The sequence below is a fragment of the Sphingomonas sp. SP2 genome (genome assembly GCF_058313385.1).
In genome coordinates this window covers 380,592-404,695 of the sequence record NZ_JBZFLD010000002.1, presented here as the reverse complement: position 1 = coordinate 404,695, position 24,104 = coordinate 380,592, and the positions used below count along the sequence as shown (strand labels likewise).

Here is a 24,104-nt window from a genome sequence, read left to right as displayed (position 1 = left end):
AATGCCGAAACTCCCGCTCGAGACGATCCCGGCGACCAATGCCACGGGTTATCCCCCGCCGCATGACTCGGCGGTGCAGGGGCGCTGGTACAAACGGCTGGCGCCAGTCGCGGGGCTGGAGGATTTCGGCGTCAGTCACGTCACGCTCGAACCCGGGGCCTGGTCGAGCCAGCGTCATTGGCACGAGGAAGAGGACGAGATCGTGGTGATGCTCGAGGGCGAGGCGGTGCTGGTCGAGAATGGCGGCCGGACCGTGCTGAAGGCAGGCGACGTCGCAGCCTTTCCCAAGGGTGTCGCCGACGGCCACCACCTCATCAACGAGAGCGCGGCGCCGTGCCGCTTCGTCGCGGTCGGCAAGCCCAATGGGAGCGACTGCCATTATCCGGACATCGACATGCATCTCGACGCCCGGACGATGAAGTTCCGGCGCAAGTCCGACTAGGAGAGGAGCGCCTTCGAGAGGTCGGTGAAGCCCAAGGGCACGAGGCCGCAGCGGCCGGCCGACTTGGCGACGGTCAACGGAATCTTGGGATCGCGGATCTCGCTGCTGAGGACGAGCAGGTCGTCGACCGTCAGCGCCCCGGGGTTGGGGTCACGCGCGCGATAGGCCTTGGCGGTGCGGCTGAGCTCGAGAAGCTGAGCGGTGCTGAGCTCGGCTTGGAGATAATTGCCGACGCAATCAGCCCGGGCGCGCTCGAGGCCGTAGCCGGCGAGCGTGTCCGAAATCCGTTCGGCCGGGGTTGCACAGGCGCCGAGCAGGGAAAGCAGGACGGCGGGGATAACGAAAGTTGAACGCATCCCCTCCGGACGAACGGCGAGTCAGGCGGTTCCCTGGCCGCCTTCATATTGTTCGATGACCCAGGGTTCGTCCTGCGCGGCGTCGATCCATTCGGCGACATGGGGGTGCCGGAGGACGTCGGACATATATTGCCGGGCAAAGGGCGGGACCGGGATGGAATAGGTCAGGAAGCGGGTAACGACCGGGGCGTACATCATGTCGGCCGCGCTCCAGCCGCCGAACAGGAAGGGGCCACCCGAGCCGTGGCGGGCGCGGGCCTGGGCCCACAGGACGAGGATCCGGTTGATGTCGGCGACGGTCTCTTGCGACAATTGCGGCATGGGCGTGTTGCGGCGCACGTTCATCGGGCATTCGCGGCGCAGCGCCGCGAAACCCGAATGCATCTCGGCAGCCATCGAACGGGCCATGGCGCGGGCGGCGAGGTCCTCGGGCCAGAAGCGCGTCGTCTCGGTGAGGTCGGCGCAATATTCGATGATCGCGAGGCTGTCCCAGACGACGAGGTCGTCGTGCCACAGGAGCGGTACCTTGCCCGAGGAGGGGGCGAATTCGTCGCCCTCGCGGCGCTGGTCCCAGCTGTCGTTGTAGAGCGGGACAACCAGTTCCTCGAATTCGAGGCCGGACGCCTTGAGCGCAAGCCAGCCGCGCATCGACCAGGAGGAATAGGCCTTGTTGCCGAGGATCAGTTTGAGCATCGGCCCTCCTTCGCGGCTGGAGAGCGCATGCGCAAGCTCGGGCTTAGCTGAGTGCGTCTTCCAGTACGGCGGCGCGAACTTCGGCGATGCCCATGCCCTTCTCGCTCGAGGTGGCGATGAGCTGGGGGAAAGCGGCAGGGCGCTTGGCGGCCTCGGCCTCGGTCGCGGCGCGGACCGCGGCGAGCTCGCTCGCCTTGATCTTGTCGGCCTTGGTGAGGACCAGCCGGTAGCCGACCGCAGCGGCATCGAGCATGTCCATGATCTCGCGGTCGACGGGTTTCACCCCGTGGCGGCTGTCGATCAGCACCACCGCGCGCTTCAGCACCTGCCGGCCACGCAGATAGTCGTTCACCAGGAAGCGCCAGCGCTTGACCATGTCGCGCGGGGCCTCGGCGAAGCCATAGCCGGGCATGTCGACGAGGCGCAGCGCGAGCGGCTGGCCGACATCGAAGAAGTTGAGCTCCTGCGTGCGGCCGGGCGTGTTCGAGGTCCGCGCCAGCTTGTTGCGGCCGGTGATGGCGTTGAGCAGCGAGCTCTTGCCGACGTTCGACCGGCCCGCGAAGGCGATCTCCGGCGCGGTCGCGTCCGGCAGGAATTCGAGCCCGGGGGCCGACTTCAGGAACTCGACCGGGCCTGCGAACAGGCGCCGGGCGCGTTCCACCAGATCCTCGTCCTGCGCGTCCATCAGGTCTTCGCCGTCGTGGCGAGGCCCGCCTTGGCCGCGATCTTGTCGGCGTCATACTTCGAATAGAGATACTTCTGCTGGACGATGCCGAGGATGTTCGAGACCACCCAGTAGAGCTGAAGGCCCGCGGCGAAGCTCGCCATGGTGAACATAAGGACCCAGGGCATGAACGAGAAGATCTGCTTCTGGACCGCGTCCATCGGCGCCGGGTTGAGGCGGAACTGGAGCCACATGGTGATGCCGAGGAGGATCGGGAGCACGCCCAGGTGGAGCAGACCCGGAGGATCGAAGGGCAGCAGGCCGAACAGGTTGACCGGGGTCAGGGGGTCGGGCGCCGACAGATCCTTGATCCACAGGACGAAGGGCTGGTGGCGCATCTCCACGCTAACGGTCAGCACCTTGTAGAGGGCGTAGAAGACCGGGATCTGGAGGAAGATCGGAAGGCAGCCGGCGGCCGGATTGATCTTCTCGCGCTTGTAGAGCTCGAGCAGCTCGCGCTGCATCTTCTCGCGGTCGTCCTTGTGACGGTCCTGGATCTCCTTCATCTTCGGTTGGACGGCGCGCATCGCGGCCATGCCGCGGAACTGCCGGTCGAAGATCGGATACATGATCGCGCGGACGATGAAGGTCAGCGCGATGATCGCGAAGCCGAAGTTGCCGATGGTGTGGAACAGCCAGACCAGCAGCGCGAAGATCGGCCGCATGAACCATTCGAACCAGCCCCAGTCGATCGACTTGGAGATGAGCGGGAGCGCGCCCGATGCCTCATAAGCGTCGAGCCACTTCTTCTCCTTGGCACCGGCGAAGAGGTGATTGGTGTCGGTCAGCGCCTGGCCGGGGGCGAGGACCTTCGGCTCGAGCGCATAATCGGCCTGGTAGCTGGTGCCCGCGCCGCGGCGGAAGCTGGCGGCAACGGCGCCGTTGCCGGCCGGAGCGAGTGCAGTCAGCCAATATTTGTCGGTGAAGCCGAGCCAGCCGTTGTTGCCGCTGAAACGCTGGCCAGCGGCCTCGTCGTCGAGCGTGCCATAGTTGATGTCGTAATTGGCCTTGCCGTCGAGCACGGCCATCGGGCCCACATGGTGGGTCCAGCCGTCCGGGTCGGTCGACTTGGAGGCGCGGCTGAGGAGGGCGAAGGGACGGATCGCGACGGGGCCGGTGCCGCCGTTGCTGACCTTCTGGGTGACGGTGAAGAGATAGCCGTCGTCGACCTTCACCAGCAGTTCAAAGCGCTGGCCGGTCGGGTTGGTCCAGCTGAGCGTCACCGGCTTGGCCGGGGTGAGCTCGGTGCTGCTGGGGGTCCAGACGGTGTTGGCGTCGGGAACGGCGACGCCTTGGCCCGTCCAGCCGAAGCTCGCGAAATAGGCACCGCGCGCGCCGGCCGGGCTCAGGAGCCGGACCGGGGGCGACCCTTCCTTGATGTTGGTGGTCTGGCGAACGAGGCGAAGGTCGTCGAACCGCGCGCCCTTGAGGTTGAGCGAGCCGGTCAGGCTGGGGGTCGAGATCCGGACCCGGGGGACGCTGGTCAGCGCCTGCGCCGCCGACAAGGTCGGGGCGGCAGCGGCGGTGGCCGCGGCGGGCGTGCCCGTGGCAGGCTGGCCGGGCTGCGCCGCGGCGGTCGCGGCGGGCTTCTTGGGGGTCGGGAAATAGCGCTGCGAGAGCGCGCCCCAGCCGAACAGCACCAGTGCCGAAAGCACGATGGCGAGGACCATGTTGCGCGTGTCGTTATTCACTTCGAATCATGTCCTCGTCAGGGAACGGGGTCGTGGCCCTGGCCGCCCCAGGGATGGCAGCGGCCGATCCGCCTCAGGGCGAGCCAGCTTCCGCGAAGCGCGCCATAGCGGGACCATGCGGTGATTGCATAGGCCGAGCAACTTGGCTGGAACCGGCAGGACGGCGGCAGGATCGCGCTCGGGCCGAGCTGCCAGCCGCGCGCGATCAGGATAAGCAGGCGCGCGATCATGCCGCGACCTTGCGCAGAGCCTTGGTCAGGTCCTGGCGGAGGAGGGCGAAATCGCGCTCGATCCCGCCGTTGCGGCCAATCAGGACATGGTCCGCGCCGGTCAGCCCGGCGGTCGGCAGCAGTTCGGCGGCGAGCGCACGGAGGCGCCGCTTCATCCGGTTGCGGACGACGGCGTTGCCGACCTTCTTGCTGACCGTATAGCCGACCCGCTTGGCGTCCGAGCCGTCGCCGCGGGGGCGGACCAGCAGGACAAAGCCGGGAGTCGGGGCGCGCCGGCCGCCATTGGCAGCCAGGAAATCGGCGCGCTTGCGGAGCGTGATTAAGCGCTGAGCTTCTTGCGGCCGCGGGCGCGGCGGGCATTCAGCACCTTGCGGCCGCCCACCGTCGCCATGCGCGAACGGAAACCGTGACGCCGCTTGCGGACGAGATTGCTGGGCTGGAAAGTGCGCTTCATCGCTCATTGCCTTGAGTTTGGGAACAAAAAGGGCCGCCCCAACGAGGGCAGCCGCATCTCTTGCGGGGCCGTTACTGAAGACAGGCGCGCAAGTCAATGGCGGGGAGTCGCCGTGACCGGCGCGACCTCGGCCGGCGTGGGGTCGATCGGGACCACTTCGAGACCCGCCTTGGGAAGGGGGTCGTCGATCCGCTCGACCTCCTGCCGGTCGGGGGCTTCGGCCCGTTCGCGCTCTTTGGCAAGGGCCACGCGGCGCTTGGCGCTGCCGCGGCGAAGGCCCCAGTCGGTCCAGCCGCCGGCGCGCGGCTGCCAGCGCTTGAAGCGGACATAGTGGCGCTTGGCCCAGAGGCTGCTGCGAAGGATGAGGGTGAGGCCGCCGGCGAAGACGAACACGCCGCCCGGGCCGGGGAGGGCGCTCACCAGCGGAGTCACCAGGATTAGCAAGACGCCGGTGGCGAACACCAGCGACTGGAGCAGCCGGGTGTCGCGGACCTGGGCAAGGCGCTGCCGGAACGACATGGCGGGTGATGTAGGGAGGTAAGACGGTCAGGCAAGGGGCGCTTGTGCGGCTCGGGCCGATACCATAGTCTCGCGTCCGCCGAGCTAGGGGGACCTTTGCGTCTGTCATTGCGGGTGCGCGGAGGGCGCGGCTGATGGTCGCGACCGTGGCCACCGTCGCCTATCTCGGGCTCGAAGCCCGCGCGGTCGAGGTCCAGGTCCAGCTGTCGACCGGGATCCCGCGCTTCGTCATCGTCGGTCTGCCCGACAAGGCGGTCGCCGAAAGCCGCGAGCGGGTCCGCGCCGCGCTGACCGCGATCGGGCTGGCGCTTCCGCCCAAGGTGATCACGGTCAACCTGTCGCCGGCCGACCTCCCCAAGGAAGGGAGCCATTTCGACCTGCCGATCGCGCTCGGCCTGCTGGCGGCAGTGGGGGCGACCGATGCCGAGATGCTGTCGCATTATGTCGCGGTCGGGGAACTGGGCCTCGATGGGCGGATCGCCGCCTCGCCCGGGGTGCTGCTCGCCGCGCTCCACGCAGCGCAGGAAGGGAAAGGGCTGATCTGCCCGGCGGCGCAGGGGGCGGAGGCGGCCTGGGCGGGCGAGGTCGAGGTACTGGCCGCGCCCGATCTTCTCGCGCTGCTGGCGCATCTCAAGGGCACGACCCTGCTCGGCGCACCGAGCATCGGCGAAGCGGAAAGCGCGGTCGGCGGGCCCGACCTTCGCCAGGTCAAGGGGCAGGAGGTGGCCAAGCGGGCGCTCGAGATTGCCGCGGCGGGCGGGCACAATCTCCTGATGAGCGGGCCGCCGGGGGCAGGAAAGTCGCTGCTCGCTTCCTGCCTCCCGGGAATCCTCCCGCCCCTGTCGCCCGCGGAGGCGCTCGAAGTATCGATGGTCGCCTCGGTCGCGGGCGAGATGGAGGGCGGGCAGATGAAGCGGCGGCGGCCGTTCCGCGCGCCCCATCACAGCGCGTCGATGCCCGCGCTGGTCGGGGGCGGGCTCAAGGTCCGACCGGGGGAGATCAGCCTCGCGCATCTCGGGGTGCTGTTCCTCGACGAGCTGCCCGAATTTCAGCGGGCGGTGCTCGACAGCCTCCGCCAGCCGCTCGAGACGGGGACGGTGAGTGTCGCCCGGGCCAACAGCCACCTCACCTTCCCCGCGCGCGTCCAGCTGGTCGCGGCGATGAACCCGTGCCGCTGCGGGCATCTCGGCGATCCGGCGCTGGCCTGCACCCGGGCGCCGCGCTGCGCGGCCGACTATCAGGCGCGGGTATCTGGGCCGCTGCTCGACCGGATCGACCTGCATGTCGAAGTCGCGGGAGTGAGCGCGGCCGACCTGTCGCTGCCGCCTCCGGCCGAAGGCAGCGCGGCGGTTGCCGCCCGCGTTGCCGCCGCACGGGCCGTCCAGGGCGCGCGCTTCGCGGGGACGAAGGCCCGGACCAATGCGGAAGCCGACGGCGAGCTGCTCGACGCCATCGCGACCCCCGACGAACCCGGTCGCAAGCTCCTCGCCGACGCATCGGCGGCGATGCGACTGAGCGCGCGGGGCTATCACCGGGTGCTCCGGGTGGCGCGGACGATCGCCGACCTTGCTGGAGCCGAGGGGATCGGGCGGATCCACGTCGCCGAAGCGCTCAGCTACCGGCGGGTTGCGCCGCGTAACTAGAAGTTAATCCCGATCCATGAAAAGCTGGCGGGACAATAGGGGAGAGTAACGATGGGTGCGTTCGAGTCGGTGGGCCACAGCTTCCGCCACTATGCGGACTTCAAGGGGCGCGCCTCGCGCTCGGAATTCTGGATCTTCTTCGGCTTCGTCATCCTGCTCAACCTGGTGGCGGGCATCTTCGGGATGCGGATCAGCGGGATCGTCTCGCTGCTGCTGTTCGTGCCGCAGCTGTCGGTCGCGGTGCGCCGCCTGCATGACGTCGGCTGCTCGGGCAAGGAGCTGATCATCCCCTTCGCGCTGATGTTCGCAGCGGGCCTGCTCGCGGTCTTCCCGGGCTTCCTGTCGAAGATGGTGACGATGGGCGTGATCGGCGCCGCATTGATCTTCTTCGCCGCGCTGCTGCGCCACTTCCTCAAGGAAGGCAGCCGCGTCCCCAACAAGTGGGGCGCCAGCCCGACCGCCTTCTCCTTCGCCGGCTAGGCTCCTTGCCGCTTCCCTGGCTCTGTCCTAGGGAGGCGGCGGGCCCCCGTGGCGGAATGGTAGACGCGACCGACTCAAAATCGGTTGTCGAGAGACGTGTCCGTTCGAGTCGGACCGGGGGCACCATCGCTTCACGCGCGTGAAGAAAGCGGAGCGTATATGCCGCATCGGGGTAGCGTCGTCCGACACTTGCTGATCGCCTGCCTTGCCGCGCTGATCGCGGCGTGCAGTCCCGATCCCGCCCGCTTCGCGCCCCCGGAGGACCAGGCGCTGGCAGGGCAGTTCTTTGCCACCCTGAAGCGCGCGCGGACGGTCGAGGCTGGATCGCTCGCCATTCCGCCCGGGATCCGGCTGCAGGAAGGCGGCTTTCGCCGGGTCGCCGACGATGTCCCCGATGTGGCCCCGCGACTAGTCGGCTTCCGCGCCGAGCGCGGAACGATGGGGGCGCGCAACAACCTCACCTATTCACTCGATCAAGGCAGCGCCTCGGTACTCCTCACCCTGACGATCAGCAGGAAGGGCGCCCGGCCCGAGATCAGCGACGTCAATGTCATGAAGCTCGGCAAGACGCTGGACGAGGCCAGGAAAACAACTGGCCCGTCCGCCTCGCCGGTGCTCCTCGCCCTGGTCATGCTGCTTCCGCTGACCGCGCTGACGGTGTCGATGGCGGCGATCGTGCGCGTCTGGCGCAGCGGCAGGTTCCGGCGGCGCTGGCTGGCGACGCTCGCCTGCCTCCCCGGGATCGGCCTGCTGTCGATCCTGTGGCCGAGCGGACGCCTGTTGTTCGCGCCAATCTACCTGTCGCTGCTGCCGGTCGGTTTCCAGCAGCTCCTCTTCGCAGGCGATACGTGGCGCTTCTCGGCGACCATTCCGGTGGGCGCGATCATCATCCTGCTCATCCGCCGCGGGCCGCGGGAGCGTCAGGATCGCGGCGAGGCTTGAGCAGCTTCGGTGCGAAGCGAGGGCGATCCCTGGGAGCCATGGCGTCCAGCCTTGCCTTGGGCCGATCGGGTCGAAATGCCTGTTCCGCTTTGCTAATCCTTGCTGGGCCGATGTCGAATCGGCGGTCAGGGGAGGCCGACGCATGAACTTCGTCCAGTGGCTGAATACGCTGGACGATCTCCTTTACGAGCTCATGAGCTGGCTCGTCTTCTTTCCCGTTACCCTGTGGCGGATCCTGACGCGGCCGCTGGCGACGCTACGTTATGCGGAAGACCAGCTGACGCTCGAGGAAAGCCAGCAATATCGCGGCACGGTCAGCCCGCCGGTGATGCTGATCCTGGCGATCCTCGTCAGCCAGGCACTCAGCATTTCCATCGAGGGCACCAACCCGATCGTCGCCAGCAAGCGCGGCATGTCGGCTCTCGTCAACGACAATACGACCCTGCTGCTGTTGCGGATCTTCCTGTTCGGCATTTTCGCCGTCGCTGCCGCCTCGTGGAAGGTGCACCGAAGCGACCGGCCGGTCGATCGCGACACGCTGAAGCCCCCCTTCTACGCCCAATGCTATCTGGTCGCGCCATTTGCGCTGCTGATGGGCGTGGGCACGGTCTGCGCGGTCCATTATGCCGGTCCGGTACGGCTCGCGGGCTGGACGATGCAGGGGGCGACCATTCTCTTCTACGGGGTGGTGCAGACGGCATGGCTGCAGCGGGAGCTGGACCAGTCGCTGGCACGGTCGCTGCTGGACGCGGCGATCATCATGCTGATCAGCGTTCTCGCTTTTCTCGCCGTCGCCATCATGTTCGTCGACTGACCGGTCAGAGCATCTCAAGCGGCGTCGGTCCGCGAGGGGGCGGGAAGATGCGGTCGAGCGCGGCGAGATCGTCGTCCGAAAGCTGAAGGTCGGCAGCCGCGCGATTGTCGCGGACATGCTCGACCGAACCGGCCTTCGGAATGGCGATGACCTTCCCGCTGCGCATCGTCCAGGCAAGGCCGAGCTGAGCCGGGGTCGCGCCGATCTGCTCTGCCAGCGTGACGAGATCGGGATGGTCGAGGAGCCGCCCCTGCTCGACCGGGCTGTAGGCCATCGCCGGAATCGTCTGCGCGGCAAGCCACGGCAGCAGGTCATGCTCTGGCCCGCGGCGGGTGAGGTTGTAAAGGATCTGGTCGGTCGCGCAGGCGCCGCCGCCGACGTCGACGAGCTCCTCCATGTCGTCGGTGTCGAGGTTGCTGACGCCCCAGTAGCGGATATTGCCCGCCTGCTTTAGCGCCGCCATCGCCTCTACCGTCTCCTCGAGTGGCACCGATCCGCGCCAGTGGAGAAGGTAGAGGTCGATGCGATCGGTGCCGAGACGGGCGAGGCTCGCCTCGCAGGCCCGGGCGAGCCGGCCGTGCGAGGCATTTTGCGGATAGGCCTTGCTGACGATGAACAGCTCGTCGCGGCGATGGCCGAGCGCCTCGCCGATCAATTCCTCGGCCGCACCGTCGCCATACATTTCGGCAGTGTCGATGAGCGTCATGCCGAGGTCGGCCCCGGCCTGGAGGGCAGCGACCTCGTCGGCACGACGATCGGCCCGCTCGCCCATCATCCACGTCCCCTGGCCGAGCATGGGAACCTCTTCTCCGGACGGCAGGGCGACAGTCTTCACGGCATGTTCCTCGGCTGATTCGATGTCGCCTCAACGCGCCCGGGGCGCGACGGTCGCATCGCCGACATTGCAGGCCGAACGGCCATCTCGCACCCGAGGGGGGCTGCCGTGCATTGAGCGCGGACATGTTCGGATTTGAAACCTACCATATCGCGCTGGCCGGGATCGGGCTCGCGATCCTGCTGGCGTACTGGCTGCCACGCTTCGTGTCGGGACGGGAGCCTGCGGCGTCGGCGCTGCTGATCCTCCTCGGGCTGGTCGCCTTCCTGCCCTTTCCGGCGATTCGCGAGGCGCTCGATCCGGTCGCGACCCCGCGCGGGTGGGAGATCATGGCCGAGCTGTGCGTCATCGTCGGACTATTCGGAACGGGCCTCCGGATCGACCGTCTGGCGAAAAGCGCGCAATGGGTGCCGACGCTGCGCCTGCTAGGAATCGCGATGCCGCTCTGTATCGCGGCGCTGGCGTTGTTCGGGTGGATGGTCGCGGGCCTGACCTTCGCCGGAGCATTGTTGCTAGGCGCCATCCTGGCGCCGACCGATCCGGTGCTTGCGGGCGACGTGCAGGTCGGGCGGCCGAGCGAAGGCGGCGAGCATCCGGTGCGCTATACGCTGACGACGGAGGCGGGCCTAAACGACGGGCTCGCCTTTCCCTTTGTCCACCTTGGAATCCTCGTCGCCACGGCGGGCGGCCTCAGCCTCGGGCTGGCCGGCGAATGGCTCGCGCGCGACATGCTCTATCGCGTCGCGGTCGGGGGGCTGTCGGGAGCGGCGGTCGGGTGGCTGCTCGGTAAATTGCTGTTCGACTGGCCGCGCGAGAATGCGCTGTCACGAACCGAGAGCGGGGTCATCGCCTTTGCCGGCGTCTTGCTCGCTTATGGCGCGACCGAGCTGGTCGAGGGCTATGGCTTCATTGCAAGCTTCGTCGCGGGCCTGACGCTCCGCCGATCGGAAACGCAGCACGACTTCCACAAGCGGCTTCATGACTTCAGCGAGTCGCTCGAACATGCGCTGACCGCTTTGCTGCTCGTCGCGCTGGGCGCGGCGCTGCCGGTGTTGTGGCCGCACATGGGCTGGTCGAGCCTCGGCATCGCAGCGGCGCTGATCCTGGTCATCCGTCCGGCCTCGGCCTGGCTGTCGCTGCTGGGGACGAAGCTTCGCGGCCGGGAGCGGGCGGTGGTCGCCTTCTATGGCGTGCGCGGCATCGGCTCGATCTATTATCTCGCCTACGCCGGGCATCATGTGAAGCTGACCAACGAATATGAGCTGTGGGCGATCATCGCCTGCACCATCCTCCTGTCGACCCTGGTCCATGGCCTGACCGCCGGGATCGCGCTGGAACGGGTGACGGGCGAGGGCGGCGATGGGGAGGCGAAGGCCGCGATTGAAGGGGAGGGCGCGGCCCGTTAGGCTCCCTTCCATGGCGGAACGAACCTGCAAGACCTTCGCGGAATTCTGGCCTTACTATCTGCGCGAGCATTCGGGCCGGCGGACCCGTGCGCTCCATTATGTCGGCACCGCGATCGTGATCGCCGCCGCGGTGGCGCTTTTCGTTACGGGAAATGGCTGGTGGGCGCTGGCGATGCCGCTCGCGGGCTACGGCTTTGCCTGGTTCGCGCATTTCTTCGTCGAGAAGAACCGGCCCGCGACCTTCACTTATCCCTGGTGGAGCCTCGCCAGCGACTTTCGGATGTTCTTCCTCGCGGTGACCGGGCGGCTTGGCCCGCACCTCGCGGCCGCGGGCGTCGGCAATGACGCGCGGGACGCTGGCGGAGCGGGGCGGCGCTGACTAGGATGAGCGGCATGGACGCGCCCGCTCACCGCCAGGACCACGAAGAAGATGCGGCGGTCCTCGCCGAGCATATCACGATCAAGCGTGACCGGCTGCTTGCCTCGCTGACGCTGATCGCGGGCATCGGCCTCGTCTTCGCGCTTCCCTTCGCGCTCCGGGCGGGAGCCGAATTCTTCCTTCCGGTTACCGCCGCGCTGGTCATCGCCATCGCGCTGGTGCCGCTGCTCGAATGGTTCGAGCGGCGTGGGCTGCCGTCGGCGCTGTCGGGCTTCTTCTGCGTCCTCATTTTCCTCGCGGTGATGGCCTTCGCTCTGCTGTCGATCGTCATTCCGGCGATCGACTGGGTGGCGCTGCTGCCCGAGCGCATTTCCCGGGTGCGGACGGCGCTCGAGCCATTGCTCGATCTCTACCAGAATCTCGAGCGGTTCGTGGACCGGATCCTGCGCCAGTTACCGAGCGAGACGGGGGGCACGCGGACGGTGCAGCTCGAGACCCCCAACAGCATGCTCGACCTGCTGACGAGCTCGGCGCCGCATGCGCTGATCCAGCTCTTCTTCGCGCTGTTGCTGATCTTCTTCTTCCTGTCCGGCTGGACCAGCATGCGCAAGCAGACGATCACCAGCCGGGGGAGCTTCGAGGGAGCGCTGACGACCGCGCGGGTGATTCAGCAGATGGTCACCGCCACGTCGACCTATCTTGGCACGATCACCCTCATCAACGTCAGCCTCGGCGGGCTGATGGCGGTCATCCTGTGGTGGATGGGAATGGATTCGCCCCTGATGTGGGGCGGCATCGTCGCGGTGCTGAACTACATCCCCTATCTCGGTCCGATCGCATCGGCGCTGTTGCTGGCGCTGGGCGGGCTGATCAGCTTCACCGACGTCTGGACGGCGCTGCTGCCGCCATTGATCTTCATCGGCTTCCACATGGTCGAGGCGAATGCGATCACGCCGCTGGTGGTCGGGAAGAGGGTGCGGATCAATCCGCTGCTGATCCTCATCTCCCTGAGTTTCTGGGCCTGGGTGTGGGGCACGACCGGGGCGCTGCTGGCGATCCCGCTGCTGATCATCCTCAAGACGGTCTTCGCCGCGGCGGGGACGCCGGACATCGCCGGCTTCCTGTTCGAGCATGGCACGCTGACCCATGCGGGCGAAGATGAAGATGAGGAGGAGAGCGAAGAAGTTTCGCCAGGGAAAGCGTCAAGGCCAAATTGACCGTTGACGGGGCGGGGAGCCTCCCCTAGTTGGCCGCTCACCCAAGCGGGTGTAGCTCAGTTGGTTAGAGCGCCGGCCTGTCACGCCGGAGGTCGCGGGTTCGAGCCCCGTCACTCGCGCCACTTCTCACAGATGATGATGAAGGGCGCGGCAGCCGAGAGGGCTGCCCCACCGCTTGCACTTCAAAAGCTCAGGATTAGAGGCCGGTCGCCCCGGCAGCGGCACCCGCCGACGCGCCGCCAGCGGCGGCTGCGGCGGCCGGTTCGGGTGCCTTCTTGCCGAGCGGGGCCTGGTCCGCGGCATCGGCGGTGGCGCCGGTCAGGCCCCACTTGAGATCGGTCGAGGCTGACCCGATGAGATTGCGCTCGGCCGTCTGCGCGGCGGCGCGGGTCGCCTCGTCGTGACGAGGAGCATTGATGCGCAGGCTGACGCGGCTCTGGCCCTGGGGGCCGATCTCGGCCTCGACCAGCTTGGCAAGCTCGAGCGGAAGCTCCTGGCGGGCCTGGGCGACGAGCGCGGGCGTTTCCGTCTCGCTCGGCTTCAGCGCGGCATAGCGCGCCTCGGCGGCGAGCGCGGCGAGGCGCAGGCCCTTGGGATCGGCTTCGCGCTTCGCCCACTTCTGGGTGAAGGCGGCGGGCTGGCCCCAGCCACCCGACCAGCGATAGAAGATGTGCGCACCAAGAACCGCATTCTTGGTCAGCGTCGGAGCCCAGTAAGGCAGCACGTAATTGGCATGGTAATGGGTCGCATTGCCGACCGAGGCCGCGACATAGCCCTTGAGGGCTTCGTCGGCGACCCGGCGGGCGCGATCCCAGTAGACCCGCATCGGCGCGTTCGCGAGCGCGCCGTCGCAGGTGAAGCTGAACTGGCAGCCGGTCGGTCGTTCGGCGCCCTGGTAGACCACGCCGCAGACGCTGGCCGGATAGGCCGGGTGGCGGACGCGGTTGAGGACGACCTGCGCGACCCCGCGCTGACCTTCGTCAGGCTCGCGCGCGGCTTCGTAATAGACGGCCTGCGTCAGGCACTCGAGCGCCCGCGCATAGGTCTTGCTGTCGGTCTTGAGGAAGAAGGGCGCGGCGGCGGGATTGGGACCGCCCGCCAGCGGCACCGCGGCATTGAGACGAAGCGCTTCCTCGGGGGCGAGCTGACGCACCGCAAAAGGGGTCATGTCCTGGACCGTCGGCGCGGCCCTGGCCGAGGCGGCGCGCTGGTCGACGGGAATGGCGCCGCTCGGATTGGCGACCGCGGCGATCGAAGCCACCGCGGCAAGCAACAGCAAGCCGCCGCCAGCCGACTCGCGCGGATAGGCGCGCAGCAGTTCCAAGGCCTGTCGGGCCGTCGCCGGCCGGGCTTGCGGGAGAGCCAGGGAAGTCATGAGCAGGTGTAATAGTTAGCTAAAGCAGTCCGGAATTTCAAGGTCGGGGAGGGCCACTCCGCCAGCGCCCGGTCTCGCTCCAGCGCAGGATGGGCTTCAGCGGAAGCACCCAGATGATGCCCGCCGCAATATAGAAAGGCAGCTGAACCAGGGCTGGCCAGCGGCTGACGATGTCCGACAGGGAGGCGATCAACGCTGCCCAGACGATGATCACGCCGATGATCATGAACGCGCCCGCGGTCGGGCGAGGGCGGGGCTCTTGTTCCTGCATTAGCGGGCAAACTCCTGGAGTCCGGCGGGGGAGGCGAAGGCGTCGAGCGGCTGATCCCACGGATCGGCGGGAAGGGGCAGATCGAGCAGCTGGAAGTCCCAGCCGATGCCGACGACGCGGGCATGGGGGCGAAGCGCGGCTAGCGCACGGTCATAATGGCCCTGGCCCATGCCGAGGCGATTGCCGGCCCGGTCGCAGGCGACGAGAGGCACGAGCACAAGGTCGGGCTCGACCGGTTCATGGTCGAGCGGAGGCTGGAGCAATCCCCACGGGCCGGGCTCGGTCGCGGCGCCGGTGCGGAAGGTCATCCGGGAATCGCGCTCGGCGAAGGCGGGGAGGGCGGCGGACCGGCCGAGGGCTTCGGCCCGCGCAAGCGCGGCAAGAGGGCTGATCTCATCGCGCATCGGCTGGTAGGCGGCGATGATCCGGGCCGCGAACAGCAGGGGTTCGAGCGCGTTCGCAAGGCTGTCCTCGAGCGCGATCCGGGTGTCGGGGGCAAGGCTCTGCGCATAGGCCTTGCGGCGGGCACGGAGATCGGCGCGCAGCGACTGCTTGTCGAGGAGGGGGGAGGGTGACGGGTCCACCATGAGGTCGTTGCTCTGTAATCCTCTGACGCCTTTAACGTCAGGTGGGGACCATATGTGCCGGACCAGGGCCCGGCCAGGGACAGCCCCCAAGGATCGGGAATAGCCTCAGGGATTTCGAAAAGCTCGTGCCAGGCAGAGCCCGTCGCCAGCGAACTTAGGCGCTCGCGACCTCATTCTCAAGATGACCGGCGAGGCGTTCCAGGCGCTCGGCCAGCGCATCGACCCGGCGGACCACTTGCGGATCGGGCGGCATGGTCGGCGGCGGGGTGGCGCTGCCGCGCTTCTCGATCAGCTGGTCGGCCAGGAGAAGCGAGGCGAACAGGAGGGTGCGGCTCTCCGACAGGGCACCGAGCCCGGCCAGTGCCTCGCGGCCCTTGGCATCGACCATTTCGGCGGCGTGGCGGAGGTTCTGCTCCTCGCCGTCGCGGCAGGCGACCCGGTAGCTGCGACCGGCGATGCTGATGTCGACTTCGGCCATCTCAGGCTTCCACCTTGCGGATGATGTCGTCGAGCTCGGCAATGGCGGCCCGGACCTTGGCCCGGAGCCGTTCCTCATTGTCGCCGCGGCGACCGACCTGCTCGGCCACGCGCTCGACCCGTGCCAGTGCCCGCTCGGCGCGGGTCAACGCCGTTTCCAGTGCCTCTTGTGTCATGCAGCTGACCTATGCCTCCCGCGGCTCCATAACAAGCGGTGGCAGGTGTTGACGCTCAACGGCTCACCGCCCAAAGGGGCCGCACTATCGGTGCTGCCGATTCCGGTGCGGTGCCGTCACGAACAGCGGAGCCCCGATGCAGCCGACCCAGCGCCGTCTCGCCAATGCCATCAGGGCCTTGGCCATGGACGCGGTAGAGGCCGCCAATTCCGGCCACCCCGGCATGCCGATGGGAATGGCGGATGCGGCGACAGCCCTATTCACCAAGGTGCTGAAGCACGATCCGGCGGACCCGCACTGGCCCGACCGCGACCGCTTCGTCCTGTCGGCCGGCCATGGCTCGATGCTGATCTACGCGCTGTTGCACCTGACCGGCTATGCGCATCCGACGCTCGACGAGATCCGCAACTTCCGCAAGCTCGGCAGCCCCTGCGCCGGTCACCCCGAGAATTTCGAGCTTCCCGGCGTCGAGACCACCACCGGCCCGCTCGGCCAAGGGCTCGCGACCGCGGTCGGCATGGCGATCGCCGAGCGCCACCTCAATGCCATCTACGGCGACGAGCTGGTCGACCATCGCACTTATGTGATCGCCGGTGACGGCTGCCTGATGGAAGGCATCAACCACGAGGCGGTCGGGCTGGCCGGGCACCTGAAGCTCGGCCGGCTGATCGTCCTGTGGGACGACAACAAGATCACCATCGACGGTTCGACCGACCTCAGCCGGTCCGAGGACGTGATGGCGCGGCACGCGGCAAGCGGCTGGCACACGATCGAATGCGACGGGCTCGACGCGGGCAAGGTCGCGCAGGCGATCGAGAAGGCCAATGCCGATCCGCGGCCGAGCCTGATCCGCTGCAAGACGATCATTGGCTATGGCGCGCCCAACAAGCAGGGCACGTCGGCAACGCATGGCGCGGCGCTGGGCAAGGCCGAGGTCGAGGCCGCGCGCAAGGAACTCGGGCTCGATCCGCAGGAATTCACCATCCCTGCCGACGTTCGCGAGGCCTGGGCCAAGGCCGGGCAGCGCTGCGCGGGCGAGAAGGCCGCGTGGGAAGCGCGACTGGCGAGGAGCGGCAAGGCCGACGACTTCCGCAAGCGCATGGCCGGCGAGGCCGACGAGCGCTGGCTGACGCCCTATCTCGAGGAATTGCTGAAGAGCCCGCCGACGGTCGCGACCCGCAAGGCGTCGGAAATGGCGCTGGAGGTGATCAACACCGCGGTTCCGGCGACGATCGGTGGTTCGGCCGACCTCACGGGCTCGAACAACACGAAGACCAAGTCGACCGGGCCCCTCACGGCCGAGGATTATTCGGGCCGCTACGTCTATTATGGCATCCGCGAATTCGGGATGGCCGCGGCGATGAACGGCATGGCGCTGCACGGCGGCGTCATTCCCTATGGCGGGACCTTCCTCGTCTTTTCCGATTATTGCCGCGCTGCGATCCGCCTGTCGGCGCTCCAGAATGCGCGGGTCATCTACGTGATGACCCATGATTCGATCGGGCTCGGCGAGGACGGCCCCACCCACCAGCCGGTGGAGCATATCCAGAGCCTGCGGATGATTCCCAACCTCGAGGTGTGGCGTCCGGCGGACGCGGTGGAGACCGCGGAATGCTGGGCCGAGGCGCTGAAGCAGGACGGGCCAAGCGTGCTCTGCCTGTCGCGGCAGAACCTTCGCCCGATCCGGACCGAGGCGGCGAGCGAGAATCTGACCGCGCGCGGCGGCTATGTCGTCCGCGAGGCGGCCGATCCCAAGGTCGTGCTGATGGCGACCGGCTCGGAAGTCGAAATTGCGCTCGACACCGCCGAGCGGCTCGACGGGCAGGGGATTGCGGCCCGCGTGGTGTCGCTACCCAACTGGCGCCGGTTCGAGGCACAGGACGCGGCCTATCGTCAGTCCGTCCTTCCCGACGCCGATCCCGAACAGGTGCTCCGCGTCTCGATCGAGGCCGGGACGACCTTCGGCTGGGAACGGCTGACCATGGTCAAGGGCCTGCGCTTCGGGCTCGACGGCTTCGGCGCCAGCGCGCCGGCTAAGGATCTCTACGACCATTTCGGCCTGACGGCCGAGAAGATTACCGCCAAGATTACGGAGGCTCTCCAAGCATGACCAAAGTTGCCATCAACGGGTTCGGTCGAATCGGCCGTCTCGTCGCCCGCGCCATCCTCGAGCGTCCCGACTGCGGGCTCGAGCTGGTCGCGATCAACGACCTTGCCGATGCCAAGTCGAACGCCTGGCTGTTCAGCCGCGACAGCGTCCATGGGCGTTTCCCGGGCGAGGTGAAGGCCGAAGGCAGCGATATCGTCATCAACGGCAAGCGCATCGCGGTCACCGCCGAGCGCGACCCCGCCAACCTGCCGCACAAGGAGCATGGGGTCGACATCGCGCTCGAGTGCACCGGCTTCTTCACCAGCAAGGAAGGCGGCGAGAAGCACCTCCAGGCGGGCGCCAAGCGCGTGCTCATCTCGGCTCCGGCCAAGGGCGCGGACCTCACGGTCGTCTATGGCGTCAACCACGACAAGCTGACGCCCGAGCACAAGATCGTCTCCAACGCCTCGTGCACCACCAACTGCCTCGCGCCGGTCGCCAAGGTGCTCAACGACGCGATCGGAATCGAGCGCGGCCTGATGACTACCATCCACGCCTACACCAACGACCAGAAGATCCTCGACCAGATCCACAGCGACCTGCGCCGCGCCCGCGCCGCGGGCATGAGCATCATCCCGACCACCACGGGCGCCGCCCGCGCGGTCGGCGAGGTGCTGCCCGAGCTGAAGGGCAAGCTCGACGGCTCGGCCGTGCGCGTGCCGACCCCGAACGTCAGCCTCGTCGACCTCACCTTCACCCCCGCCCGCGACACGTCGCTGGACGAGGTGAACGGCCTCCTCAAGGCGGCGTCGGAGAGCGGGCCGCTGAAGGGCATTCTCGCATATTCGGACGAGCCGCTCGTCTCGATCGACCTCAACCACTCGCCGGCGAGCTCGACCGTCGACAGCCTCGAGACCGCCGTGCTCGAGGGCAAGCTGGTTCGCGTCGTCAGCTGGTACGACAACGAGTGGGGCTTCTCGAACCGCATGGTCGACACGGCCTGCGCCATGGCCAAGCTGGGCTGAAGCCACTTCCCCTCCCGCGTGCGGGAGGGGGCAGGGGAGGGCCTGTTCCTCCTCGAAACTCCCTCCCCCGGCCCCTCCCGCGAGCGGGAGGGGAGAAGGACGACGATGAGCCAGTTCCGCACCCTCGATGACCTCCCCTCCGACCTCCAGGGCAAGCGCGTGCTTGTCCGGGTCGACCTCAACGTGCCGATGCAGGACGGGGCGGTCAGCGATGCGACGCGGCTGCAGTCGGCGCTGCCGACCATCCTCGAGCTCGCCGACCGGGGGGCGATCGTGCTGCTGCTGAGCCACTTCGGGCGGCCCAAGGGGCAGGTCCGGCCGGACATGTCGACGGCGCTGCTGGTGAAGCCGCTGACCGACCTTGCCGGACGGTCGGTCCGCTTCATCGAGAATTGCGCGGGTCCCGAGGCGGCGCGGGCCATCTCGACCATGACTCCGGGGTCGATCGGCGTTCTCGAGAACACCCGCTTCCACGTGGGCGAGGAAAAGAACGATCCCGAGCTCAGCCGCGGGATCGCGGCGCTCGGCGACTATTATGTCAACGATGCCTTCTCCGCGGCGCACCGGGCGCACAGCTCGACCGAGGGCGTCGCGCATCTCCTCCCGGCCTTTGCGGGCCGCGCGATGGAGAAGGAACTGAAGGCGCTCGAGGCGGCGCTGGGCAGTCCCGAGCGTCCGGTCGCGGCAGTCGTCGGCGGGGCCAAGGTCTCGACCAAGCTCGCCGTGCTCGGCCACCTCGTCAGCAAGGTCGATCATCTGATCATCGGCGGCGGCATGGCCAACACCTTCCTTGCGGCGCGCGGGGTCGATGTCGGCAAGTCGCTGTGCGAGCATGACCTGACGGGCGAGGCCGAGGCGATCCTCGAGCGGGCCGATCAGGCCAATTGCACCGTCCACCTTCCCTATGACGTGGTCGTCGCCAAGGAATTTGCGGCCAACCCGCCGAGCCTTCGCACCTGCAACGTCCATGAGGTGGCGGCCGACGAGATGATCCTCGACGTCGGTCCCTCGGCGGTCGAGGCGCTGGCCGATGCGCTGAAGACCTGCCGGACCCTCGTCTGGAACGGGCCGCTCGGCGCGTTCGAGACCGAGCCGTTCGACGCGGCGACGGTCGCGCTGGCGCGGACGGCGGCGGCGCTGACGCAGGACGGGAGCCTGATCTCGGTCGCGGGCGGCGGCGATACCGTGGCCGCGCTCAACCACGCCGGGGTGGCGGGGGACTTCACCTTCGTCTCGACCGCGGGCGGGGCCTTCCTCGAGTGGATGGAAGGCCGGACCCTGCCGGGGGTGGCAGCGCTCCAGCGCTAGCCCGGTTGCGCCGGCCATGACCCGCCGTTAGAGCCCGCCGCATACGTATGCAGATGGGTTCAGGAGCGTCATGACGAGCGAAGAAATGCGGGCCAAGATCGCGGCGGGCCAGGGGTTCATTGCGGCACTCGACCAGTCGGGCGGTTCGACCCCCAAGGCGCTCAAGGGCTATGGCGTCGAGGAAGATGCCTGGGGCTCGGACGAGGAGATGTTCGGCCTCATCCACCAGATGCGCAGCCGGATCATCACCTCGCCCTGCTTCTCGGGCGAGAAGGTCATCGGCGCGATCCTGTTCGAGCGGACGATGGACGGCGAAGTCGACGGCCAGCCCACCCCGCAGGCGCTGGTCGAGCGCGGCATCGTGCCCTTCATCAAGATCGACAAGGGCCTCGAGGACGAGGCCAATGGCGTCCAGCTGATGAAGCCCATTCCCGGGCTCGACGACCTGCTCAGCCGCGCCAAGGGGCTGGGCGTGTTCGGGACCAAGGAGCGCTCGGTCATCAACCTCGCCAACGAGGCGGGGATTGCTGCGGTCGTCGGCCAGCAGTTCGAGGTCGCGGCGCACGTGCTGCGGCACGGGCTGGTCCCGATCATCGAGCCCGAAGTGAACATCAAGAGCGCCGAGCGTGACGCCTGCGACCGGCTGCTTCGCGACGAAATCCTGCGTCACCTCGACCGGTTGGCCGAAGGCACGCAGGTCATGCTCAAGCTGTCGATCCCGGCGGAAGCGGGGCTCTTCCAGCCGCTCATCGACCATCCCCGCGTGCTTCGCGTCGTCGCGCTGTCGGGCGGCTTCAGCCGCCAGGACGCCTGCGCCGAGCTGGCGAAGAACCCGGGCATGATCGCGAGCTTCAGCCGTGCGCTTCTCTCGGACCTGCGGCACGGGCAGTCGGACGAGGAGTTCGACAAGACCCTCGGCACCGCGATCGACGAAATCCACGCGGCCTCGGTCGCCTAACGACGGCTCCGTAGCGCCAGCGCGTAGGCGAGGGTGAGGGCGGCGACGAAGATCGCCCCCTCGGCCGCCGCGCTGGCGAAGCGGGCGAGTGGCGGCAGGCCGCCGAACAGTTGCCCGAGCGGTGCATCGGGATGCATGGCCGCCAGGGCGGCGAGGCTCCCGGCCATCATCTTTCCGCCGCCCGCCGTCACGAGCAGCCCGGCCGCGGCCCCCAGCGCTCCGCCGATTGCGCTGAGCTGGGTCAGCGGCTTCGCCGCGGCGCGTTCGACCATCCAGTAAGCGGCGCCGGCAATGGCCCCGAGCAGGAGCCCTTCGCTCCCGCCGGTGATGGCGAGCGGGCGGCTGCCGGTGACGAGCGTGAAGGCGTCGAGGCCGATCAGCCGACCGATCGCGCCGATGGCGAACCCGCCGGCCGCCCCGCCGAGCATCAGCGGGAAGAGACGACCCGACGCGACGCGCCGACCAACGGCGATGCCCGCGCTGACCCCGAGGCTTCCGAGCATGGCGATCAGCAGGCAGAGGCAGGTCATCACCAGCACTACCGAGATCGCGCCGGTGGCGGGTGGGGGATCGTTGGCGGCGAGAAGACCATAGCCGATGCCGCCGACGAGGCCGGCCGCGGCTCCGCCGGCAAGGCCAGCCCCGGCGAGCAGCAGGTCGTCGGCAAGCGCGGCCTGCCGGCCTTCGGGCAGGGGAGGCGGTGCAGCGCCGGGCGTGGCGATGAAGCGATAGCCGTGCTTGGGCACGGTTTCGATGAAGCGCGGGCGGGCGGCCTCGTCGCCGAGCGCCCGCCGGAGCGAGCGGATGCACTGCGTCAGCGCTTCGTCGGTGACGGGGACGCCGCGCCACACCTCGCCCATGAACCGGTCCTTGGTGATGAGCTCGCCCGGGTGCCACGCGAGCAGGCAGAGCGCGTCGAAATAGCGCTGGCTGAGGTCGACCGGGGCTCCGTCGCGGCTGAGTCGGCGCTCGGCGGGATCGAGGCGGAAGGGCCCGAAGGCGAGGATCGCATTACTCACGCCGCTCAGTCACTCCTCATCTCCTGCTCATGCCTTTCAGCAGATGCGCGGCGAGGGTGGCAAGCATCGCACAATGACAAGGATGCTTGGGACATGACCACGACCGCCTCTTCCAGCCGGCCCTTCCTCAACACCTGGCGGATCGCCGGCTGGGGCATACTCGCGCTTCTCCTCGCGCTGCCCGCGATCCTGCACTTTCCCTGGAGCGGGGGCGACTTCGTGGTGATGGGGGTCATGCTCGCCAGCGTCGGCGGTGGAATCGAATTCCTGCTGCGTCGCTCCGGCAATGCGCTCGTGCGGCTCGGCAGCATCGTCGGGGTCGTGAGCTGCTTCCTCACGATCTGGGTCAACCTTGCGGTCGGGATGATCGCGAGCGAGGACAATCCCTATAACCAGCTCTTCCTTCTGCCGATCCTCCTCTTCGTCGGCGGCGCGCTGGTGATGCGGTTCCGCGCGTCCGGAATGACCTGGGCGACCCTGCTGGCCGCCGCGGCGCAGTTCCTCCTTGGCTTCGGCGGGCTCGGCACCGACCAGCGCGGGGCGATCTTCTCGATGGCCTTTGCCCTGCTGTGGCTGTTCGCCGCGGCCCTGTTCCGGGCGGGAGCGACGCGCTAGGGCGGCGCGATGGACGACGAACCCGAACTTTCGATCACCGGCTTTTCCGATCGCTTCGACCCGCAGGGGCGGGGCGACGCGTCGCTCTACCTCATCAGCCCGCAGGAGGTCGGAGGCGACTTTCCCGATCGGCTTCGGGCGGTGCTAGACGCGGGCGAGGTGGCGGCCTTCCAGCTTCGGGTGAAGGGGCTCGACCAGCATGCGCTCGCCCGCCTTGCCGAGCCGCTCCAGGCGATCTGCGCCGAGCGCGAGGTCGCCTTCATCGTCAACGACGACATGAGCCTCGCCAAGCGCATCGGTGCCGACGGCGTGCACCTCGGGCAGGAGGATGGCGATCCGCGCGAGGCCCGGGCGCTGCTGGGCCCCTCAGCACAGATCGGGGTGACCTGCCATGACAGCCGGCACCTCGCGATGGAAGCGGGCGAGGCGGGGGTCGACTATGTCGCTTTCGGGGCTTTCTTCCCGACCAGCACCAAGCCGGTGAAGCACGTTCCCGAGCCCGACATCCTCGGCTGGTGGACGACCCTCTTCGAACTGCCCTGCGTGGCGATTGGCGGGATCACGCCCGACAACGGGCGGCGGCTGGTCGAGGCCGGCGCCGACTTCCTCGCGGTCTGCGGGGCGGTATGGAACGCGCCCGATCCGGCTGCGGTGGTGCGGGCGTTCGGACCAATCCTCAAGCGGACCTGAGCGGGCTTTCGTCGAAGCCGGCGAGGATCGCCGCGACATTGTCGTAGATGGCGATGGCGCCGGTCAGGCTTCGGTCCGAGAACAGCCCAGAGCGGACCGCGACGGGCCTGATCCCCGCCGTCCGCGCAGCGGCGACATCATAAGGAGTGTCCCCGACGACGAGGGCCTCCTCGGGCGCGACGCCGGCCTTGTCGGCCGCGGTGAGGAAGACGTCGGGACAGGGCTTGGAACAGCCGACGTCGTCGGCGCTGCTCCACCCATCGACGAGGTCGCGGGCATCGAGCAGGTCGAGATGGTGCTTGAGCTCTTCCGCGCTGGCCGAGGTGGCGAGCATCACCTTCATTCCTTCCGACCGGCAGCGTGCGAGGAGATCGTGGGCGCCATCGAACGGCTTCAGCCGGTGCCAGTAATGCTGGCGAAAGAGGTCGCGATGCGCGTCGGCGAGCGCCTTCGCCTCGGTGTCGCTGCAGTCGGGGAGAAGAGCGCGGACGAAATTGTCGGCCCCCTGTCCGACCTGGTCGTGAAGCTGCTTCAGGCGGAAGTCGTGGCCGGCGCGATGAAAGGCTTCAGCCCAGGCGAGGACGTGGAAGCTGTTGCTGTCGACGAGCGTACCGTCGATGTCGAAGAGGATGGCGCGGGGCATGGGCCCTGAACGACGCACGCGGCGGACCGTTGCCCGCGCCCAGAAC

General features: G+C 68.3%; 30 protein-coding genes and 2 tRNA genes. 16 read left to right on the top strand and 16 right to left on the bottom strand.

Annotation, left to right across the window (positions count from 1 at the left end):
- Nucleotide 1: 1 nt before the first annotated feature.
- On the top strand, nt 2–442 hold the full coding sequence (locus AC4GYU_RS12665) for a cupin domain-containing protein (RefSeq protein ID WP_491087309.1): 441 nt from the start codon (nt 2–4) through the stop codon (nt 440–442).
- On the opposite strand, the gene AC4GYU_RS12660 is transcribed toward AC4GYU_RS12665, so the two are convergent.
- The 8 genes from AC4GYU_RS12660 to AC4GYU_RS12625 form a co-directional block, all read right to left on the bottom strand.
- A complete protein-coding gene (locus tag AC4GYU_RS12660; protein ID WP_491087308.1) occupies nt 439–798 on the bottom strand; it encodes a hypothetical protein in 360 nt (119 codons plus the stop codon). The two genes, AC4GYU_RS12665 and AC4GYU_RS12660, sit on opposite strands and share 4 nt — an antisense overlap.
- A gap of 21 nt (nt 799–819) precedes the next feature.
- The gene (locus AC4GYU_RS12655; RefSeq protein WP_491087307.1) at nt 820–1,491 is read right to left on the bottom strand and encodes a glutathione S-transferase family protein; all 672 of its coding nucleotides are present in this window, start codon (nt 1,489–1,491) and stop codon (nt 820–822) included.
- Nucleotides 1,492–1,534: 43 nt separating this feature from the next.
- Nucleotides 1,535–2,176 carry a ribosome biogenesis GTP-binding protein YihA/YsxC gene (yihA, locus tag AC4GYU_RS12650; RefSeq protein ID WP_491087306.1) on the bottom strand — a complete coding sequence of 214 codons (642 nt, stop codon included), beginning with the start codon at nt 2,174–2,176 and terminating at the stop codon, nt 1,535–1,537.
- The gene (gene yidC / locus AC4GYU_RS12645; protein WP_491087305.1) at nt 2,176–3,906 is read right to left on the bottom strand and encodes a membrane protein insertase YidC; all 1,731 of its coding nucleotides are present in this window, start codon (nt 3,904–3,906) and stop codon (nt 2,176–2,178) included. The genes yihA and yidC overlap by 1 nt, the downstream gene beginning before the upstream one ends.
- 17 nt (nt 3,907–3,923) lie before the next feature.
- On the bottom strand, nt 3,924–4,136 hold the full coding sequence (yidD, locus tag AC4GYU_RS12640) for a membrane protein insertion efficiency factor YidD (RefSeq protein ID WP_491087304.1): 213 nt from the start codon (nt 4,134–4,136) through the stop codon (nt 3,924–3,926).
- Nucleotides 4,133–4,456, bottom strand: coding sequence for a ribonuclease P protein component (gene rnpA / locus AC4GYU_RS12635; RefSeq protein ID WP_491087364.1), 324 nt, complete (start codon nt 4,454–4,456; stop codon nt 4,133–4,135). Before rnpA ends, yidD begins: the two co-directional genes overlap by 4 nt.
- Nucleotides 4,456–4,590: a 50S ribosomal protein L34 gene (gene rpmH / locus AC4GYU_RS12630; protein WP_037504084.1), complete on the bottom strand. Its 135-nt coding sequence runs from the start codon at nt 4,588–4,590 to the stop codon at nt 4,456–4,458. The genes rnpA and rpmH overlap by 1 nt, the downstream gene beginning before the upstream one ends.
- Nucleotides 4,591–4,683: 93 nt before the next feature.
- On the bottom strand, nt 4,684–5,109 hold the full coding sequence (locus tag AC4GYU_RS12625; protein ID WP_491087303.1) for a hypothetical protein: 426 nt from the start codon (nt 5,107–5,109) through the stop codon (nt 4,684–4,686).
- 134 nt (nt 5,110–5,243) lie between these two features.
- On the opposite strand from AC4GYU_RS12625, the gene AC4GYU_RS12620 reads away from it, so the two are divergent.
- The 5 genes from AC4GYU_RS12620 (at nt 5,244) to AC4GYU_RS12600 (ending at nt 8,988) form a co-directional block, all read left to right on the top strand.
- Nucleotides 5,244–6,752: a YifB family Mg chelatase-like AAA ATPase gene (locus AC4GYU_RS12620; protein WP_491087302.1), complete on the top strand. Its 1,509-nt coding sequence runs from the start codon at nt 5,244–5,246 to the stop codon at nt 6,750–6,752.
- Nucleotides 6,753–6,803: 51 nt separating this feature from the next.
- Nucleotides 6,804–7,232 (top strand): DUF805 domain-containing protein, encoded by a 429-nt coding sequence (locus AC4GYU_RS12615; protein ID WP_491087301.1) that lies wholly within the window; start codon nt 6,804–6,806, stop codon nt 7,230–7,232.
- A 42-nt stretch (nt 7,233–7,274) separates the two neighbouring features.
- Nucleotides 7,275–7,358: transfer RNA gene (locus AC4GYU_RS12610), tRNA-Leu, on the top strand.
- A gap of 33 nt (nt 7,359–7,391) precedes the next feature.
- Nucleotides 7,392–8,174, top strand: coding sequence for a hypothetical protein (locus AC4GYU_RS12605; protein WP_491087300.1), 783 nt, complete (start codon nt 7,392–7,394; stop codon nt 8,172–8,174).
- 142 nt (nt 8,175–8,316) lie between these two features.
- Nucleotides 8,317–8,988, top strand: a complete 672-nt coding sequence (locus AC4GYU_RS12600; protein ID WP_491087299.1) for a hypothetical protein — start codon at nt 8,317–8,319, stop codon at nt 8,986–8,988.
- A 4-nt stretch (nt 8,989–8,992) separates the two neighbouring features.
- Here the strand turns inward: AC4GYU_RS12600 and AC4GYU_RS12595 are convergent, their stop codons facing one another.
- The gene (locus AC4GYU_RS12595; protein WP_491087298.1) at nt 8,993–9,823 is read right to left on the bottom strand and encodes an aldo/keto reductase; all 831 of its coding nucleotides are present in this window, start codon (nt 9,821–9,823) and stop codon (nt 8,993–8,995) included.
- A 125-nt stretch (nt 9,824–9,948) separates the two neighbouring features.
- Here AC4GYU_RS12595 and AC4GYU_RS12590 point away from each other — a divergent pair, with 125 nt between their 5' ends.
- The 4 genes from AC4GYU_RS12590 (at nt 9,949) to AC4GYU_RS12575 (ending at nt 12,947) form a co-directional block, all read left to right on the top strand.
- Entirely contained in the window at nt 9,949–11,229 is a 1,281-nt protein-coding gene (locus tag AC4GYU_RS12590; RefSeq protein WP_491087297.1) for a cation:proton antiporter, read from the top strand.
- Between the two features lie 10 nt (nt 11,230–11,239).
- Nucleotides 11,240–11,608, top strand: a complete 369-nt coding sequence (locus AC4GYU_RS12585; protein ID WP_491087296.1) for an Mpo1-like protein — start codon at nt 11,240–11,242, stop codon at nt 11,606–11,608.
- Nucleotides 11,609–11,622: 14 nt separating this feature from the next.
- Nucleotides 11,623–12,825, top strand: a complete 1,203-nt coding sequence (locus tag AC4GYU_RS12580; RefSeq protein ID WP_491087295.1) for an AI-2E family transporter — start codon at nt 11,623–11,625, stop codon at nt 12,823–12,825.
- A gap of 45 nt (nt 12,826–12,870) precedes the next feature.
- Nucleotides 12,871–12,947, top strand: a tRNA-Asp gene (locus AC4GYU_RS12575).
- A 74-nt stretch (nt 12,948–13,021) separates the two neighbouring features.
- Here the strand turns inward: AC4GYU_RS12575 and AC4GYU_RS12570 are convergent.
- The 5 genes from AC4GYU_RS12570 to AC4GYU_RS12550 form a co-directional block, all read right to left on the bottom strand.
- Nucleotides 13,022–14,200 (bottom strand): cell wall hydrolase, encoded by a 1,179-nt coding sequence (locus AC4GYU_RS12570; protein WP_491087294.1) that lies wholly within the window; start codon nt 14,198–14,200, stop codon nt 13,022–13,024.
- Nucleotides 14,201–14,237: 37 nt separating this feature from the next.
- Nucleotides 14,238–14,471 (bottom strand): DUF2842 domain-containing protein, encoded by a 234-nt coding sequence (locus AC4GYU_RS12565; RefSeq protein WP_491087293.1) that lies wholly within the window; start codon nt 14,469–14,471, stop codon nt 14,238–14,240.
- Entirely contained in the window at nt 14,471–15,058 is a 588-nt protein-coding gene (locus tag AC4GYU_RS12560; protein ID WP_491087292.1) for a 5-formyltetrahydrofolate cyclo-ligase, read from the bottom strand. The genes AC4GYU_RS12565 and AC4GYU_RS12560 overlap by 1 nt, the downstream gene beginning before the upstream one ends.
- Before the next feature lie 154 nt (nt 15,059–15,212).
- Nucleotides 15,213–15,536 (bottom strand): cell division protein ZapA, encoded by a 324-nt coding sequence (locus tag AC4GYU_RS12555; protein WP_491087291.1) that lies wholly within the window; start codon nt 15,534–15,536, stop codon nt 15,213–15,215.
- A 1-nt stretch (nt 15,537) separates the two neighbouring features.
- Nucleotides 15,538–15,711: a hypothetical protein gene (locus AC4GYU_RS12550; protein ID WP_491087290.1), complete on the bottom strand. Its 174-nt coding sequence runs from the start codon at nt 15,709–15,711 to the stop codon at nt 15,538–15,540.
- 136 nt (nt 15,712–15,847) lie between these two features.
- On the opposite strand from AC4GYU_RS12550, the gene tkt reads away from it, so the two are divergent.
- The 4 genes from tkt to AC4GYU_RS12530 all read left to right on the top strand — a co-directional run bounded on the left by tkt (nt 15,848) and on the right by AC4GYU_RS12530 (nt 21,091).
- Nucleotides 15,848–17,821: a transketolase gene (gene tkt, locus AC4GYU_RS12545; protein ID WP_491087289.1), complete on the top strand. Its 1,974-nt coding sequence runs from the start codon at nt 15,848–15,850 to the stop codon at nt 17,819–17,821.
- Complete coding sequence (gene gap / locus AC4GYU_RS12540) at nt 17,818–18,825, top strand: type I glyceraldehyde-3-phosphate dehydrogenase (protein WP_491087288.1); 1,008 nt, start codon at nt 17,818–17,820, stop codon at nt 18,823–18,825. The genes tkt and gap overlap by 4 nt, the downstream gene beginning before the upstream one ends.
- A 105-nt stretch (nt 18,826–18,930) precedes the next feature.
- Nucleotides 18,931–20,133 carry a phosphoglycerate kinase gene (locus tag AC4GYU_RS12535; RefSeq protein WP_491087287.1) on the top strand — a complete coding sequence of 401 codons (1,203 nt, stop codon included), beginning with the start codon at nt 18,931–18,933 and terminating at the stop codon, nt 20,131–20,133.
- A gap of 70 nt (nt 20,134–20,203) precedes the next feature.
- On the top strand, nt 20,204–21,091 hold the full coding sequence (locus AC4GYU_RS12530) for a fructose bisphosphate aldolase (protein ID WP_491087286.1): 888 nt from the start codon (nt 20,204–20,206) through the stop codon (nt 21,089–21,091).
- Here the strand turns inward: AC4GYU_RS12530 and AC4GYU_RS12525 are convergent.
- Entirely contained in the window at nt 21,088–22,110 is a 1,023-nt protein-coding gene (locus tag AC4GYU_RS12525) for a winged helix-turn-helix domain-containing protein (RefSeq protein ID WP_491087285.1), read from the bottom strand. The two genes, AC4GYU_RS12530 and AC4GYU_RS12525, sit on opposite strands and share 4 nt — an antisense overlap.
- A gap of 93 nt (nt 22,111–22,203) precedes the next feature.
- On the opposite strand from AC4GYU_RS12525, the gene AC4GYU_RS12520 reads away from it, so the two are divergent.
- Nucleotides 22,204–22,725 (top strand): hypothetical protein, encoded by a 522-nt coding sequence (locus tag AC4GYU_RS12520; RefSeq protein ID WP_491087284.1) that lies wholly within the window; start codon nt 22,204–22,206, stop codon nt 22,723–22,725.
- Nucleotides 22,726–22,734: 9 nt separating this feature from the next.
- Nucleotides 22,735–23,415: a thiamine phosphate synthase gene (gene thiE, locus AC4GYU_RS12515; RefSeq protein ID WP_491087283.1), complete on the top strand. Its 681-nt coding sequence runs from the start codon at nt 22,735–22,737 to the stop codon at nt 23,413–23,415.
- On the opposite strand, the gene AC4GYU_RS12510 is transcribed toward thiE, so the two are convergent.
- Entirely contained in the window at nt 23,402–24,058 is a 657-nt protein-coding gene (locus tag AC4GYU_RS12510; protein WP_491087282.1) for an HAD family hydrolase, read from the bottom strand. The genes thiE and AC4GYU_RS12510 overlap by 14 nt on opposite strands.
- Between the last annotated feature and the right edge of the window lie 46 nt (nt 24,059–24,104).

Excerpts from the sequence above, each read along its gene's own strand:
- AC4GYU_RS12565 (WP_491087293.1), bottom strand. The coding sequence starts at position 14,471 with ATGCAGGAACAAGAGCCCCGCCCTCGCCCGACCGCGGGCGCGTTCATG.
- yidD (WP_491087304.1), bottom strand. The coding sequence starts at position 4,136 with ATGATCGCGCGCCTGCTTATCCTGATCGCGCGCGGCTGGCAGCTCGGC.
- AC4GYU_RS12535 (WP_491087287.1), top strand. The coding sequence starts at position 18,931 with ATGAGCCAGTTCCGCACCCTCGATGACCTCCCCTCCGACCTCCAGGGC.
- AC4GYU_RS12605 (WP_491087300.1), top strand. The coding sequence starts at position 7,392 with ATGCCGCATCGGGGTAGCGTCGTCCGACACTTGCTGATCGCCTGCCTT.
- AC4GYU_RS12585 (WP_491087296.1), top strand. The coding sequence starts at position 11,240 with ATGGCGGAACGAACCTGCAAGACCTTCGCGGAATTCTGGCCTTACTAT.
- AC4GYU_RS12560 (WP_491087292.1), bottom strand. The coding sequence starts at position 15,058 with ATGGTGGACCCGTCACCCTCCCCCCTCCTCGACAAGCAGTCGCTGCGC.
- AC4GYU_RS12570 (WP_491087294.1), bottom strand. The coding sequence starts at position 14,200 with ATGACTTCCCTGGCTCTCCCGCAAGCCCGGCCGGCGACGGCCCGACAG.
- rpmH (WP_037504084.1), bottom strand. The coding sequence starts at position 4,590 with ATGAAGCGCACTTTCCAGCCCAGCAATCTCGTCCGCAAGCGGCGTCAC.
- AC4GYU_RS12625 (WP_491087303.1), bottom strand. The coding sequence starts at position 5,109 with ATGTCGTTCCGGCAGCGCCTTGCCCAGGTCCGCGACACCCGGCTGCTC.
- AC4GYU_RS12665 (WP_491087309.1), top strand. The coding sequence starts at position 2 with ATGCCGAAACTCCCGCTCGAGACGATCCCGGCGACCAATGCCACGGGT.
- AC4GYU_RS12550 (WP_491087290.1), bottom strand. The coding sequence starts at position 15,711 with ATGACACAAGAGGCACTGGAAACGGCGTTGACCCGCGCCGAGCGGGCA.
- yihA (WP_491087306.1), bottom strand. The coding sequence starts at position 2,176 with ATGGACGCGCAGGACGAGGATCTGGTGGAACGCGCCCGGCGCCTGTTC.
- AC4GYU_RS12580 (WP_491087295.1), top strand. The coding sequence starts at position 11,623 with ATGGACGCGCCCGCTCACCGCCAGGACCACGAAGAAGATGCGGCGGTC.
- gap (WP_491087288.1), top strand. The coding sequence starts at position 17,818 with ATGACCAAAGTTGCCATCAACGGGTTCGGTCGAATCGGCCGTCTCGTC.
- AC4GYU_RS12615 (WP_491087301.1), top strand. The coding sequence starts at position 6,804 with ATGGGTGCGTTCGAGTCGGTGGGCCACAGCTTCCGCCACTATGCGGAC.
- AC4GYU_RS12600 (WP_491087299.1), top strand. The coding sequence starts at position 8,317 with ATGAACTTCGTCCAGTGGCTGAATACGCTGGACGATCTCCTTTACGAG.
- AC4GYU_RS12530 (WP_491087286.1), top strand. The coding sequence starts at position 20,204 with ATGACGAGCGAAGAAATGCGGGCCAAGATCGCGGCGGGCCAGGGGTTC.
- AC4GYU_RS12660 (WP_491087308.1), bottom strand. The coding sequence starts at position 798 with ATGCGTTCAACTTTCGTTATCCCCGCCGTCCTGCTTTCCCTGCTCGGC.
- AC4GYU_RS12620 (WP_491087302.1), top strand. The coding sequence starts at position 5,244 with ATGGTCGCGACCGTGGCCACCGTCGCCTATCTCGGGCTCGAAGCCCGC.
- AC4GYU_RS12655 (WP_491087307.1), bottom strand. The coding sequence starts at position 1,491 with ATGCTCAAACTGATCCTCGGCAACAAGGCCTATTCCTCCTGGTCGATG.
- AC4GYU_RS12590 (WP_491087297.1), top strand. The coding sequence starts at position 9,949 with ATGTTCGGATTTGAAACCTACCATATCGCGCTGGCCGGGATCGGGCTC.
- tkt (WP_491087289.1), top strand. The coding sequence starts at position 15,848 with ATGCAGCCGACCCAGCGCCGTCTCGCCAATGCCATCAGGGCCTTGGCC.
- AC4GYU_RS12555 (WP_491087291.1), bottom strand. The coding sequence starts at position 15,536 with ATGGCCGAAGTCGACATCAGCATCGCCGGTCGCAGCTACCGGGTCGCC.
- thiE (WP_491087283.1), top strand. The coding sequence starts at position 22,735 with ATGGACGACGAACCCGAACTTTCGATCACCGGCTTTTCCGATCGCTTC.
- AC4GYU_RS12520 (WP_491087284.1), top strand. The coding sequence starts at position 22,204 with ATGACCACGACCGCCTCTTCCAGCCGGCCCTTCCTCAACACCTGGCGG.
- AC4GYU_RS12510 (WP_491087282.1), bottom strand. The coding sequence starts at position 24,058 with ATGCCCCGCGCCATCCTCTTCGACATCGACGGTACGCTCGTCGACAGC.